14 protein-coding genes and 1 tRNA gene are annotated in these 14310 nt (G+C 46.2%); 10 read left to right on the top strand and 5 right to left on the bottom strand.

Annotation, left to right across the window (positions count from 1 at the left end):
* On the top strand, positions 1 to 2890 hold a 2890-nt coding region (locus ACZ25G_RS09675; RefSeq protein WP_463682307.1), incomplete at its 5' end, for a GH32 C-terminal domain-containing protein.
* A 158-nt stretch (positions 2891 to 3048) separates the two neighbouring features.
* Positions 3049 to 3711 (top strand): alpha/beta fold hydrolase, encoded by a 663-nt coding sequence (locus tag ACZ25G_RS09670; RefSeq protein ID WP_463682306.1) that lies wholly within the window; start codon positions 3049 to 3051, stop codon positions 3709 to 3711.
* A gap of 75 nt (positions 3712 to 3786) precedes the next feature.
* On the opposite strand, the gene ACZ25G_RS09665 is transcribed toward ACZ25G_RS09670, so the two are convergent.
* The 4 genes from ACZ25G_RS09665 to ACZ25G_RS09650 form a co-directional block, all read right to left on the bottom strand.
* Positions 3787 to 3954, bottom strand: coding sequence for a FeoB-associated Cys-rich membrane protein (locus ACZ25G_RS09665; protein WP_463682305.1), 168 nt, complete (start codon positions 3952 to 3954; stop codon positions 3787 to 3789).
* Between the two features lie 61 nt (positions 3955 to 4015).
* On the bottom strand, positions 4016 to 6190 hold the full coding sequence (gene feoB, locus ACZ25G_RS09660) for a ferrous iron transport protein B (RefSeq protein ID WP_463682304.1): 2175 nt from the start codon (positions 6188 to 6190) through the stop codon (positions 4016 to 4018).
* 104 nt (positions 6191 to 6294) lie between these two features.
* Positions 6295 to 6516: a FeoA domain-containing protein gene (locus tag ACZ25G_RS09655; protein WP_191481975.1), complete on the bottom strand. Its 222-nt coding sequence runs from the start codon at positions 6514 to 6516 to the stop codon at positions 6295 to 6297.
* A 45-nt stretch (positions 6517 to 6561) separates the two neighbouring features.
* Positions 6562 to 6771, bottom strand: a complete 210-nt coding sequence (locus tag ACZ25G_RS09650) for a FeoA domain-containing protein (protein WP_191481976.1) — start codon at positions 6769 to 6771, stop codon at positions 6562 to 6564.
* Positions 6772 to 7050: 279 nt separating this feature from the next.
* Between ACZ25G_RS09650 and ACZ25G_RS09645 the strand changes: the two genes are divergently transcribed.
* The 4 genes from ACZ25G_RS09645 (at position 7051) to ACZ25G_RS09630 (ending at position 9013) form a co-directional block, all read left to right on the top strand.
* Positions 7051 to 7434, top strand: a complete 384-nt coding sequence (locus ACZ25G_RS09645) for an iron dependent repressor, metal binding and dimerization domain protein (RefSeq protein ID WP_191481977.1) — start codon at positions 7051 to 7053, stop codon at positions 7432 to 7434.
* Between the two features lie 144 nt (positions 7435 to 7578).
* Positions 7579 to 7878 carry a DUF2325 domain-containing protein gene (locus tag ACZ25G_RS09640; protein ID WP_191481978.1) on the top strand — a complete coding sequence of 100 codons (300 nt, stop codon included), beginning with the start codon at positions 7579 to 7581 and terminating at the stop codon, positions 7876 to 7878.
* A gap of 69 nt (positions 7879 to 7947) precedes the next feature.
* Positions 7948 to 8550, top strand: coding sequence for a DUF3793 family protein (locus tag ACZ25G_RS09635; protein WP_463682303.1), 603 nt, complete (start codon positions 7948 to 7950; stop codon positions 8548 to 8550).
* A 31-nt stretch (positions 8551 to 8581) separates the two neighbouring features.
* Positions 8582 to 9013 carry a flavodoxin gene (locus ACZ25G_RS09630; RefSeq protein WP_463682302.1) on the top strand — a complete coding sequence of 144 codons (432 nt, stop codon included), beginning with the start codon at positions 8582 to 8584 and terminating at the stop codon, positions 9011 to 9013.
* 328 nt (positions 9014 to 9341) lie between these two features.
* On the opposite strand, the gene ACZ25G_RS09625 is transcribed toward ACZ25G_RS09630, so the two are convergent.
* A tRNA-Thr gene (locus ACZ25G_RS09625) sits at positions 9342 to 9417 on the bottom strand.
* 306 nt (positions 9418 to 9723) lie between these two features.
* Here ACZ25G_RS09625 and ACZ25G_RS09620 point away from each other — a divergent pair.
* The 4 genes from ACZ25G_RS09620 to adhE all read left to right on the top strand — a co-directional run.
* Positions 9724 to 10656 (top strand): GDSL-type esterase/lipase family protein, encoded by a 933-nt coding sequence (locus ACZ25G_RS09620; RefSeq protein ID WP_191481981.1) that lies wholly within the window; start codon positions 9724 to 9726, stop codon positions 10654 to 10656.
* 15 nt (positions 10657 to 10671) lie between these two features.
* Positions 10672 to 11160, top strand: coding sequence for a DUF4358 domain-containing protein (locus ACZ25G_RS09615; RefSeq protein ID WP_463682301.1), 489 nt, complete (start codon positions 10672 to 10674; stop codon positions 11158 to 11160).
* Positions 11161 to 11193: 33 nt separating this feature from the next.
* Entirely contained in the window at positions 11194 to 11544 is a 351-nt protein-coding gene (locus ACZ25G_RS09610) for a hypothetical protein (RefSeq protein WP_191481983.1), read from the top strand.
* A gap of 189 nt (positions 11545 to 11733) precedes the next feature.
* Positions 11734 to 14310 (top strand): bifunctional acetaldehyde-CoA/alcohol dehydrogenase (gene adhE, locus ACZ25G_RS09605; protein ID WP_463682300.1); only part of this gene is annotated, 2577 nt, incomplete at its 3' end.

The raw sequence follows: 14310 nt of genomic DNA, 5'->3' as shown, positions 1-14310 counted from the left end.
CCAGACTTGGGGCCATGCTCAGTCCACAGACTTGGTCAACTGGGTACAGATGCCAACGGCAATGGAAATGGACGAGTTGGGCCGGATTTACTCTGGTTCCGCGGTGGTAGATGAAGATAATACTTCCGGATTCTTTACGGATAATCAACCTGGAGAATCCAAACTGGTAGCGATCTTTACCCACTCCGGCGGAAATACAGCGGATTATGGCGGGCAAAAACAGTCCATTGCCTACTCTAAGGATCATGGATTGACCTGGACCAAATATGAACATAACCCTGTTATCTCCAACAAAGGAAATCAGTGGGGCAGTGGATTCCGGGATCCCAAAGTTTTCTGGTACGAGGATTCAAGCTATGAGCATGGCGGCATTTGGTTGATGATCGTAGCAGGCGGACGGGCTCGTATCTTCTCTTCTGAGAACCTCATCGACTGGAAGCATGAAAGCGACCTGACCTATGCCGATGGTACTCCGCTGGAGTCTGAATGCCCGGATATGTTTGAACTGCCCATCGACGGCGATGAAAGCAATACCAAATGGGTGTATTTCGGCGCGGGAAAATTCTTTGTTCTGGGCGAACTGGTCAAAGAGGATGGAACCTTTAAATTTGTTTCCGAGACCAATCGGATTGATATTTCCAATAATGTCACCGAGATGTATGCTACCCAGAGTTACTACAATGACGGAACCGGTCAGGACCGGAGAATCAGCGTCAGCTGGATGCGGGATTCCACAGCTCCGGCCACCCTGCCTGACAAGGTGTGGAACGGTGTCCAATCCCTTCCCCTGGAGACTAGCCTGCGCACGGTGAACGGCCAGGTGAAGCTGTGCTTCTATCCGGTGGAAGAGGTGAAACAGTTGCGCTCCGCAGAGCCTATTTTCTCCATCAATGAAGATGTAACAATCAACGAGGGGGATGACAATATTCTGGCCAGTGTGGCTGGACAAAAATATGATATTGAGGCTACCTTTACTCCTGGTACAGCGACTGAATTTGGCTTTAAGCTGCGCCAGGGTGAGGGAGAAGAAACGATCGTTAAGTTTAATCAGGTAACCAATCAGCTGATTGTGGATAAATCTAAATCCGGAGCTGCCCTCAACGCGGTGAAATCCTGGGATATGTATAAAAAGGATGATGGGACTGTCAGCCTGCGGATTTTGGTGGATTGGTCTGTCATCGATGTCTTTGGTAACGAAGGGGATTCCTCTCTGAATACCCTCTTCTTCCCGGATAAAGAGAGCATTGGAATGGAGTTTTTCTCCACAGGCGGCGATGTGACCATCAACTCCATGAAGATTTATGACATGAAGTCCATGTACAGGGACGATCTACCCCAGCCGGGAGATGATCCGACCATGCTTTCCCTTACCGCTCCTGAGGATGCAGATATTGGCGAGGAGTTTACAGTTTCCGCCAATGTCCTGCCCACTATCGTGGAAAACAAAGCTGTGACCTGGACCTATGATGAAGGTCTGACCAAGGTCAGCGAAAGCGAGGACAGCATCACTCTGCGGGCAGAGGCACCCGGAGAATACAAAATCAAAGCGGTTACTGTGGCCGGCGGCCTGGAGAAGGAAGTCACCGTCAAGGTTATTGACAAGAACTTTGCCACCAACCTGACCGGCTGGCAGACCACCGACGGTATTTGGAAGGTAGACGAAAACGGATTGCTGGCGGAATGCGGAAGTGACAATTTCGCCATGTCCGAGATCTCTGTAGACGGTGACTTTACACTGGAAGCTGATATTACACTGGAAGCAGGACGTTGTCCTGGATTGGTCTTTTACTCTCAGGGAGTCAATGGAAAAACCACAGGTGCCTATGTATTTAACTTTGACCTAAACATGGATAAGTTTAGGATTTTTGAATTCCCCTATATCAATGGTGCCACCAGTGATATAGCCAGTTGCACCTTTGAGGATGCCGGTTTGACGCCGGAGATTGGCCAGACCTATCATGTGGTGCTGACGGTCAAAGACAACAAATTCTCGGTGGAATTTGGAGGCGTTCAGATCTTTACTGATGTAGAAGATACCAACACCACCCAGCAGTACAACAGCGGCCTTTTGGGGCTCATTGTCCACCAGTCTACAGTACGGTTCCAGAATGTCTTTGTCACCGCTGAATCCCCCATAGCGGCTGTAGTGACGGAGATCCCCGACGTCTATGTGGTGGCCGGCGATGGCACAACCAAAGATGAGCTGCTCGCTCAGCTGCCTCAGCAGGTGACAGTAAAATTTGAAAACAACCTTGAGGATACTGTTGATGTGACATGGAACCTGGACAATGTCGATCTTTCTCAGGCGGATACCTATGTAGTCGAAGGAAGCATCGAAGGGACTGAGATTACCGCTAAGGCCAATATTATCGTCACAGCGGCACCGGTTTTAGTAGAGACGGAGCCGGAGAGACTGGAAGTTACAGCGGAAGCGGGAAGCCAGCCGGCCGATGTCTTCGAAAAACTGCCCAAAGAAATACAGGGCATCTATTCTGATGAAGAGCGTGTGGCGTTGATTCTCACCGGTTGGGATGAGAGCAAGGTAGACTTTGCCAAGGCAGGTGCCTATGATACGACAGGAACCCTGGCTTTGGCAGAAGATAATACACCGGTAGAATTGACCATTCCCATTCAGGTGACGATTACCGGAAATGGTCAGGCCGATGAGGGAGATGGCGATATCCCCGGCTCCAATGTGGGTCAAGTAGGCGGTTCTGATTGGGATTGGCCGGAGGGAAGCGGCAATACCACGGATAATAATGCTGATAGCTCTGATGACACAGGAAAACTGCCAGCGCAGACTGGTGATGCCAGCGCTATCCCTGCCGCTATGGCAGTCTTGGCAATCTCAGCGGCTGCGATCTATGTTCTGCGGCGGAGGAAAAAATAATCGTATATCACCGACAGATAAGAAATTATCTATACAACTTTAAATGAAAAAGGATGGGGTGCAGCTTGAGCTGCACCCCATCCTTTTATAGTTTTTGCAAAAGGCCGGAGAAAACGATATAATAATAAATATCATGGTACTAGGGAGGGAAATACAGAGTGGAGGCATTTGCCAACGGTATCCGGATCTTTTATGAAAAGCAGGGGGAGGGAGCTCCTCTCATCTTGCTTCACGGAAACGGTGAGACCCATGAGATATTTGATAAGGCTGTGGAGGCTTTTTCCTCACAGTATACGGTTTATGCGCTGGATAGCCGATGCCATGGGAAAAGTGAGATGACGTCCTCCATTTCCTATGATGAAATGGCAAAAGACGTGGCAGATTTTATCAAGGTATTACAGTTGGAAAAACCAATTATCTGCGGCTTTAGCGACGGCGGAATTATCGGGTTGCTTTTGGCGATTCGGTACCCTGAGCGCATCTCCCGACTCATTGCCTGTGGGGCGAACGCGACGCCGTCCGGGCTTAAAATAAGATATCAGATGCTATTTCGTCTGTTTTATCTCTTCACCCGTGAGCCAAAGCTTAAAATGATGCTGGATGAACCGCAGATTACCAAAGAGGAGCTGGAAGCTATTAATTTGCCGGTTCTCCTGCTGGCGGGTGAAAAAGATATGATTAAGACCCGGCATACGCAGTATTTGGCGCATTCTATTCCGGGAAGCCAGCTGCATATTTTAAAGGGGGAAACTCATGGAAGCTATGTGGTGCATTCTCCAGTCATGCCCCAACATGTCCTACCTTTTCTCGATCTGCACTAGTATAAAAACAGGCGCCGTCTTATGATGGCGCCTGTTTTTTAGAGGTTACTGTGGGAGTATATAAGGAGAAAGTAGTTATTTAGATTGGTTGTGGGGAGCTACTTGCTCATGCTGACCATGGCAACAACCGGTGCAACCGCCGCAGCTGCCAGAGCAGCCACCACTTTTGGCACTTTTTCGCATAGAAATGATGACAAGAGCGACAATCACAACAAGAACTCCACCAATGATAAAAGTTGCCATATAGAGAATCCTTTCTATCAAGTCACAGATGACGGGGAAAGAAATCAATCTTTGAATTTGCTTACACCTTACTCACTGCTTTTGTGCTGCGAATCTGAATGGATTCTTTGCCTTGATATCCTTTGCGGACGAAGAGATACACATACAAGGCAAGCACAACGATGGCGATAAAGGTCCAAATGCCAAAGCCATTACCGGTGAAAAGAAGCCCCAGCTGATAGACAATCAGTGCGATGGTGTAAGCGAAGATGCACTGATAACCAATGGCGAATACTGTCCAACCGGCGTTGTTCATCTCCCGCTTAATGGCGCCTATGGCTGCAAAGCAAGGAGCACAGAGAAGGTTGAAGATCAGGAAGGAGTATGCAGACAGGGCTGTGAAGTGAACGGCAATTGCCGAGAGCCCGCCGAAAGCGCCTTCCTCGACCATAGCCAGAGCATCGCCAGAAACCCCGTAGAGGACACCAAATACACCAACCACTTCTTCCTTTGCCACTAGGCCCATCACGGTGGCCACTGTGGACTGCCAGTTGCCGAAGCCCAAAGGTGCAAAGATAGGAGCCACAAAGCCGCCGATGGCTGCCAACAAGGACTTATCCATATCCTCTACCATGGTGAAAGATCCATCTACAATACCGAAAGCACTGGTGAACCAGATGATAATGCTGGAGAGAAGAATGATAGTGCCAGCCCGCTTAATGAAGGACCAACCCCGTTCCCAGGTGCCACGGAGCACATTGACGGCGGTGGGTACATGGTAGGCGGGAAGTTCCATAACGAAAGGTGCGGGCTCACCAGCAAAGCGTTTTGTTTTCTTTAGGATAATACCGGAAACGATAATAGCTGCAACACCGATAAAATAGGCCGAAGGAGCAACCCACCAGGCACCGCCAAAGACCGCGCCTGCGATGAGGGCGACAATGGGCATTTTAGCGCCACAGGGGATAAAGGTGGTGGTCATAATGGTCATTTTGCGGTCCCGGTCCTGTTCGATGGTACGGGATGCCATAACGCCGGGAACACCGCAGCCGGAACCGATCAGCATGGGGATAAAGGACTTGCCGGACAATCCGAAACGGCGGAAAATACGGTCCATAATAAAAGCGACACGCGCCATATAACCGCACTCTTCGAGGAGGCAAAGCATGAGGAAGAGGACCAGCATCTGAGGAACAAATCCCAAAACAGCGCCAACGCCGCCGACAATACCTTCTACGATCAAGCCCACCAGCCAGTCGGCGGTACCAATGGCGGTCAGCCAGCCTTCGACGGTAGGACTGATCCATTCGCCAAAGAGGGTGTCATTGGTAAACGCGGTGACAATGTCGCCGATGGTTGTGACAGAAATATAGTAAACGATGAACATCACAACGGCGAAGATGGGCAGAGCCAGCCAGCGGTTTGTGACGATCTGATCGATTTTGTCCGAAGTGGTCATCCCAACTTTTTTCTTATGTACGCAGTTTTTAATCAGTTTAGCCACATAATTATACCGTTCGTTGGTGATGATGCTTTCACTATCATCATCTTCGGACTGTTCGCAAGCAGTGATGATTTCTTCAATCTGTGCTTTGGTGTCAGCGGAGAGGGTTAATTCTTCCAACACCTTTTCATCCCGCTCGAACATTTTTACTGCAAACCAGCGGATTGCATCGTTAGGAACCTGACCGCTCAGCAGATTTTCAATACTTATCAGAGCATCCTCTACCTTAGAATCGAAAGTATGCTGATGTGGAGTCTTACGATGCTCTTTGGCAATGGCTACGGCCCGCTCGGCGGCCTGCTTAGAACCACGTCCTTTGATAGCGGAAGTCTCAATAACATCGCATCCAAGAGCGGCGGAAAGTTTTTTTACATCAATCTGGTCGCCGTTTTTCTCAACAATATCTATCATGTTGAGGGCAATGACAACCGGAATCCCCATTTCCAACAACTGGGTGGTCAGATACAGGTTGCGCTCAATATTGGAAGCATCCACCAGGTTGAGAATAACATCCGGTTTCTCGTTAATGATATAATTCCGGGAGACGACCTCTTCCAATGTGTAGGGGGAGAGGGAATAAATGCCAGGAAGATCGGTAATAACGACATCCTTATGGCCTTTTAGCTTGCCCTCTTTCTTTTCAACAGTAACGCCTGGCCAGTTTCCAACAAACTGATTGGCTCCGGTTAGGTCGTTAAACATGGTGGTCTTGCCGCAGTTGGGATTGCCTGCAAGCGCGATTTTTATCGACATTTCTTTACCTCCTTCAGCAGTATCTGCTGGCTCCATTCCTTTGCTGATGGTTAGAAGAAGCTAACCTCAAATCTGAAAAAATTGCGGGAAAGATCCCGCTGCAATCATTCAACGATAATGTTCTCTGCGTCGCCTTTCCGAATGGAAAGTTCATAGCCGCGAACGGTAATTTCCACCGGGTCACCCAACGGAGCTACTTTGCGGACAAAAATGGAGGTGCCTTTGGTAATGCCCATATCCATAATTCGGCGTTTGAGAGCACCTTCGCCACCCAGTTTTTTGACGGTCACAGTTTCTCCGCATTTTGTCTGTTTCAGCGTTTTCATCAGTATCCCCTCTTTCATTCAGTTATAATGGAAGGCCGGCATCTCTCAAATCATGATGCGATTCGCCATACTTTTACTCAACGCAACTCTCGTGTCTTTCACATTGACAATCAAGTTACCACCGATTTGGGAGACAACAGTGACGTCTCCGCCTTCAACAAAACCCAGGCTTTCAAGAAAACGGCGGACTTCATCCTTACCGTTGATCTTTTTGACTGTGTTTCTTTCTCCTGAGGCAGCCATTGTTAACGGCATAACTAAAAATCACCCTCCTTTTAAAAGTTAGGAACAACTAACTGTTAACTAAAGTTGAGGTAAGCGATGACTAACCTCATTCCGGAAATAAGTTTACATCGGCTAACTCATTTTGTCAAGGGTTGGAAAGAATTTTTTGGTCAATAATTAAGAAAAAGCTTTTGCATCTTGCGATGATTGTGACAGTATGATAAAATTGTAATCATATTGGTATCAAAATTTTTGTATAGAATGTCAGAAAGGTGAAACCTATAATTCAATAAAGAAGGAATAAGAACAATGAAAATTCAAGAATCAGCAGAGAACTACCTAGAAACCATACTGATCCTCAAAGAGAAGAAAGGAGTGGTACGCTCGATTGATATCGTCCATTATATGAATTTTTCTAAGCCTAGTATCAGCCGAGCCGTGAACCTTCTCAAAGACAATGGCTATATCACCATTGATAAAGATGGATGGATAGAACTGACACAATCAGGGCTGGAGATTGCACAACGCATCTATGAACGTCACCGGCTGATGACGGAATGGTTGGTGACTTTGGGAGTGTCGGAGGAGACCGCGGCTCAGGACGCCTGTCGTATTGAACATGATATCAGTGATGAGACCTTTGAATGCCTGAAAGCACATATTTTATATCGAAAGGAAAAAGAAGAGAAATAGAAAATCTGTCAAAGTTTTTCGGTGATGGACCTTTCAGAAAGAGATTTTGTATTCGTTTGCTAGAAAAATAGGATTGACAAGAAAAAAGTTATATGATATCGTTTAGTTAGCGATTGCTAACTAAATATGATAGGAGGAGTGAAAGTGAGCATTGTCATCATTGGCGGCAATGAACGGATGGAATGCCAGTACAAACAGATTTGTAAAAAATTTGGATGCAAAGCTAAAGTATTTACAAAGATGCCTGCGGATTTTAAAAAGCAGATTGGCTGTCCGGATCTTATGGTCCTTTTTACCAACACTGTGTCTCATAAGATGGTTGGTTGTGCTTTGCAGGAAGCCAATCGAAAAAATTCTGTTGTTGCCCGCTGCCACAGCAGCAGTGCTTGTGCGCTGAAGGAACTGCTGAGCAACCATTGTCGCTGTGAAACTACTGCTGGATAGAAGATCAAAGGAGCATAGCTCTTTATTTTTTAGCATATAGTTAGCTAAAACTAACTTATGGAGGAATGAATGAACCATACTTTGGATCACCTGTTAGCGTTTCATTGTGGACCTACTTTGGCAGGAATTAAGCCGGCGAACCTTCTCTCACTAGATCAAGCCGCCTATCCCGATCTCAACGATCAGATCCAGAAATACAACTATTTTCTAGGCCAATGTGGGCTGCAATTTGAAATTATGTGCAGATGCAAAGACCACTGGTTACTTCTGGTTTTCCGTAGAGAGATGTTGGAAAAAAGTCTACAAGGAAACAACATCCGGATCATACTTCAACAGACGGGATATCCTTTACAGGAAGGTGTAAATGGTTGGATTACCCACCTTAAAAAACGTCTTAGTTCCTGCGGTGGATTTCCTCATGAAATTGGACTGTTTTTAGGATATCCCATTGAGGATGTATTGGGATTCCAGGAAAAACAGGGCAAGGATTATCTGTTGTGCGGGCATTGGAAGGTGTATGCAAATCCGGAAAAGGCAAAGCGGCTATTTGAACGATATGACCGCTGTAGGAAAGCAATCTACAGACGGGTAGAACAGGGAGATTCAATTATAAGGGTATTTTGTGGTGCGCATTCTGAATATGTCTCGAAAGAGGCATGCAGATACGCATAAACATTCTTTAATATAGAAAGGAAGAAAAATAATGAGCAAAATGGCAGTGATTTATTGGTCCCAGACAGGAAATACCCAGATGATGGCCCAGGCCATCATGGAGGGTGCAGTACAGGCAGGCGCGGAAGCGGAGCTGTTTACCGTATCTGAAATTGCGCCGGAACAAGCTGCTGTTTATGATTTGCTGGCGTTAGGCTGCCCAGCCATGGGGGCAGAAGTTTTGGAAGAGGAGGAGTTTGAGCCGTTTTTTACCGCGCTTGAGGACTCTCTTTCTGGAAAGAAAGTTATGCTTTTTGGCTCCTATGGATGGGGAGATGGTGAATGGATGAGAAATTGGCAGGATAGAGTGACAGATGCCGGCGCTGTACTTTTCCAGGGTGAGGGACTTATCCTCAACGAGACGCCGGATGAGGCAGGATTAGAAACATGCAAAAGTTGGGGCAAGGAATTTGCCGGCCAGTAATCATAGAAGGAATGGTTTCCTTTTTATAACTCTGTGTAAAAAAGCGCTTAGAATTGTCTAATTCCAAGCGCTTTTTTGATTGTGTATGCAAAAACAAAAGACGAATCTGAAAAACAATGTATCCAGGTTTAATCAGTGATTGTGTGGCAAAAAGATTCCAGTTCAAAAGGAGGGAGAAACGGCAAAATAAAGAGCCGGGCCTGGAGCGCGAATTGCTCACCGCAGGTGTAGGAAGTGTTGACAAAATAGATATCCACTGAAAACGCGAGTGAAAAGGCAAAATGAAAAACTGAGCCCGGAACGCGGATTGCGTCCAGGCTCAGCCTGATGGAGCTACTGACCGGATTCGAACCGGTGACCTGCTGATTACGAATCAGCTGCTCTACCGACTGAGCCACAGTAGCAGATAGATTGCTATACTATTATAATAATTCTGTGAAATTCCGTCAAGTCTTAGATAAATCTACTTGAAATGAAAATTATTTTGAAAATTATATATATTATGGTAATATATTACAGGTCCATATTTCATCCGAAACGGAATTTTCAAATTTTGTTCTTTAAATATGATGAAATAATTGGTTATTTATAGTATAATAAGAACATCTGTAGGATTTAGATAAGTTCCATAGAGGATTTTCTGTGGAGAAAATGAATTTGCAAAAATAATGGACGTTTGTCCAATCGAAATAAAAGGATGGATTTAACTCATGGCATATAAAAAGCCTGTTTATATTAATAGAGGAAGAAAGAACTTTTCGGATGCGGTCCCCATTTTATTATTTCTATTACTAGCTATCATCTTAGCGGCGGGTATTGCCCTTGTGTGGCAGCACCAACAGGAAAAGGGAAAGCAACTCTTGGCACAGTCTAACTCTTCAAGTAGCAGCAGTCTGCCGGCTGTCATTGAAAGTAAGGAGAGCAGCAGTTCTTCTATAACCAGTGATAGTGAATCAGCTTCTAGCAATAGTCAACAGAGCACAGAATCCAGCAGCAACTTAGAAACAGTTGTTACGGCGGATCAAGTAGTGTTTGGCGAACCAATTCCAGAAAGCTCAAGGGTCAAATCAGAATATTTTGATGATGCCCTATTCATCGGAGATTCTATTTCCCAGGGAATCGAATTGTATCAGATGATGGATAACGCCACCGTATTGGCGGACCGCGGTCTAAATCCGCAGACGATTTTTACCAAAGCAGTGGTAAAAGATGCCTCGGGCAATGAGGTAACCGTAGTCGACGCGCTAAAGGACTATCAGCCTCAGAAAGTGTATGTCATGCTGGGAGCCAATGGCCTTGGTTGGCTAAATAAAGATCAGTTTATTAGTGATTACAGCCGATTGGTGGATGTAATCAAGCAGACATATCCTAATGCAAAGATCTATATCCAGTCTGTTCTTCCGGTGACACAGAAATACGAAGATGAAAAGCCCGAAATGGCAAATTCCAAGATTGATGATTATAATGCAGCAATTCTGTCAATGACAAAGGACAAGCAAGTTTATTATGTCAATGTAGCCGAGGCATTCAAAGACGATACAGGGGCATTACCTGACGATGCCAGTCCAAAAGATGGTATGCATTTTGGAGCTGAGTATTACCAAAAATGGTTTGATTATTTAAAAACACATACAGTACAGTAATGGAGGATGAAGAAAATGAAAAAAACAATCACTTTACTCATGGTGACATGCTTGCTCGTCATGGCTGTTTTCGCGGGTTGCGGCTCAAATAGCAATGATGGCACAGGGAAACAACCAGCTACAGCGGATATTGCTCAAAAGCTTCTGGATGGCATTGCCTTTGACGATGAGTTGATCCAGCTGGAGGGCGATAGGATGACCACCCAGTATGATGAAATTAATGCGGACGATCTGGAAGAATACACCGTGTATGTTAGCTCTTCTGGCGCCACGCCTGAAGAAGTAGCTGTATTCAAGCTCAAAGAAGGCGGAGACGCACAGGCTCTGGAAGACGCAATCGACAGTCGTGTACAGGATCAAAAAGACGGTTTTGTAGATTATGTTCCGGAGGAAATGCCAAAGCTGGAGAATTGCGCAATCCTTCACCAAGGCAATTACTATGCACTGGTTGTGGCAGGGGATTCCTCAGGAGCCCAGGACATATTTGACGGCTGCTTCGCATAAGAAATAAAGTATTGGTATAAAGGGGGGAGATGGATGCAGGTCGAATGCTGGTCGGTAATTTTAATAGTCTTGGCAATTTGTGTAGTCTACTTGAAAGCCCATAAAAACCAGTACGCTTTTACGGTTTTGCCCCTTTGTGTCCTGCCCCTTTTTCATATTATGAGCCTTCCATTGGCTCAATGGATCCATCCTTGGTGCCCTTTAAATTATAATGAGATATTTATCGGCATTGATGTTATCGGCTTGGCATTGTCTACGTTGCTTCTCTATATTTCGTCTAAAAATATTAAGAATAAAAAGGCACGCATCGGCTTTTTGGTCTGTAGTGTCTTGTTCAATGTGATCTTGTCCGTAGTGCTGATTGAAAGCAACATTATCTATTGATTGTTATAAAAATACGCCCGCAGTTGAGCGGGCGTATTTTTTTGATAGAAATGCATATTTATCTAAATAGAGTCAAAAATATATTGACAAAAAAATAACAATCTTGTATAATGAAACTGCAAAGATTGTTATTAAATTAACAATCTCAAGAAAACAATCACAACACTGTTAATTTAGGAGGACAAGAACATGGCTGAGAAAAAAACGTCACGGGAGAATCTGCAAGTTGACATAAAACAAATGATTGACCAACTAGTTGCCAAAGCGAATGTCGCTCTTGAACAGTATATGCAGATGGACCAGGAACAGGTGGATGAAGCGGTCCACGCTATGGCTTTGGCGGGATTGGATCATCACCAGGAATTAGCGAAATTGGCGGTTGACGAGACCGGACGCGGTGTATTCGAGGACAAGGTCATCAAAAATATTTTTTCTACCGAGTATATCTGGCATGACATAAAGTACCAGAAAACGGTGGGCATTGTTGATGAAAATGAAATGGAAGGTTATGTGGAGGTAGCGGAGCCTGTAGGCGTTGTTGCTGGAGTCACACCGGTGACCAATCCCACTTCCACAACGATGTTCAAATCCTTAATCTGTGCAAAAACCCGTAACCCGATTATTTTTGGATTTCATCCATCTGCACAGAAGTGCTCTGTTGCGGCCGCAAAGGTACTCCGTGATGCGGCAGTGGCACATGGCGCCCCTGAAAACTGCATACAGTGGATTGAGTTTCCCTCCATTGAGGCAACCAACGCGCTGATGAATCATCCGGGAGTTTCCATGATCTTGGCTACTGGTGGTGCTGGCATGGTAAAAAGTGCCTATTCCGCAGGAAAACCGGCCTTAGGTGTTGGACCTGGAAATGTTCCCTGCTACATTGAAAAATCTGTGGATGTAGCCCGGGCCTGTAATGATTTAATTCTATCCAAAACATTTGATAATGGAATGATCTGTGCTTCTGAGCAGGCGGCTATTGTAGATGAAGAGATCGCTCCTGAGTTTGAGAAGATCATGACCTATTACGATTGCTACTTTCTTAATCCAGAAGAGACCAAGAAAATAAGTGATTTTGTGATTAATTCTGAGAAAGGCGCCGTGAATCCCGTGGTGGTTGGAAAACCCGCCTGGTGGATTGCGGAACAGGCCGGAGTGAAGGTCCCGGAGAAAACCAAGATCCTGTTGGCCCGATTGGAGGATGTGGGACCCGATTATCCCCTTTCCAGAGAAAAGCTTTCTCCAGTGTTGGCATACTTTGTGGTCAAAAACAGCGAAGAGGGTTTTGCGATGGCCAAGAAGATGCTGGAATTTGGCGGTTTGGGCCATTCCGCTGTCATCCACTCCAATGATCCTGCGCTGTGCAAACGCTACGGTGAAGAGATGAAGGTGGGACGTGTTATCACCAACTCTCCCTCTTCCCAGGGCGCCATCGGCGATATCTATAACACCAATACCCCGTCTTTGACCCTGGGCTGTGGCTCTTTCGGAAGGAACTCTACCACCTCTAACGTTTCCTCTGTCAATTTGATCAACAAAAAACGCGTTGCCAAGAGGAGAGTGAATATGCAGTGGTTTAAAATTCCACCCAAGATTTACTTTGAGAACGATTCTATCCAGTATCTCGAAAAGATGCCCAATATCTCCAGAGCGTTCATTGTCACCGATCCGATGATGGTGAAGCTGGGGAATGTGGATAAAATACTCTATTATCTCCGCAAGCGGACAGAGTACTGCCATGCGGAAATATTCTCTGAAGTTGAGCCGGATCCCTCTGTGGAGACCATTATGCGCGGTGTTGCTGCAATGAACAGCTTCCAGCCCGATGTCATCATTGCCCTCGGCGGCGGATCCGCCATGGATGCCGCCAAAGGCATGTGGCTGTTCTATGAACACCCAGAAACGGACTTTGGTGGGCTGAGGCTGAAATTCCTGGATATCCGGAAGAGAACCTATCACTTTCCGAAATTGGGAGAGAAAGCGCAGCTGGTCTGCATCCCCACCACCTCCGGTACCGGATCCGAGGTCACCTCTTTTTCTGTTATCACCGACAAACAGAATGGCAACATTAAATATCCATTGGCTGACTATGAGCTGACCCCGGATGTGGCGATCATCGACCCCCAGTTTGTCATGAGCCTTCCCAAATCTGCAACAGCAGATACCGGTTTGGACGTTTTGACCCATGCACTGGAAGCTTATGTCTCCGTTCTCGCTTCGGATTATACTGACGGTTTGGCATTGCAGGCTATTGAGATGGTCTTCCAGTACCTGCCCAGGGCGTATAAGAACGGCGCTACCGATTTTGAGGCAAGGGAGAAAATGCACAACGCTTCCTGTATTGCGGGACTTGCCTTTACCAACGCCTTTTTGGGACTGAACCACTCCATGGCCCACAAGCTAGGCGGGGAATATCATATTCCTCACGGCCGTGCCAATGCAGTGCTCTTGCCCTATGTCATCGCTTACAATGCCAGCAAGCCTACCAAGTTTGCGACCTGGCCCAAATATGGAAAGTTTGTTGCTGACAAAAAATATGCCAGAGTCGCGAGATTCCTTGGCCTGCCCTGCGGTACTACCGAAGAGGGAGTAGAGAGCCTGATCAAAGCGGTAAAGGATCTCATTGCTGAGCTGAATATACCCAGCTGCATCAAGGATTGTGGTGTTGATGAAAAGATTTTTATGGCCGGGGTAGAAAAACTCTCTTACCGTGCCTTTGAGGACCAGTGCACCACCACCAATCCGAGATATCCTCTGGTCAAAGAAATC

It is taken from the genome of Zongyangia sp., assembly GCF_965361945.1.
The sequence above is the reverse complement of the archived record's forward strand: the minus strand, read 5'-3'. Positions and strand labels throughout refer to the sequence as shown.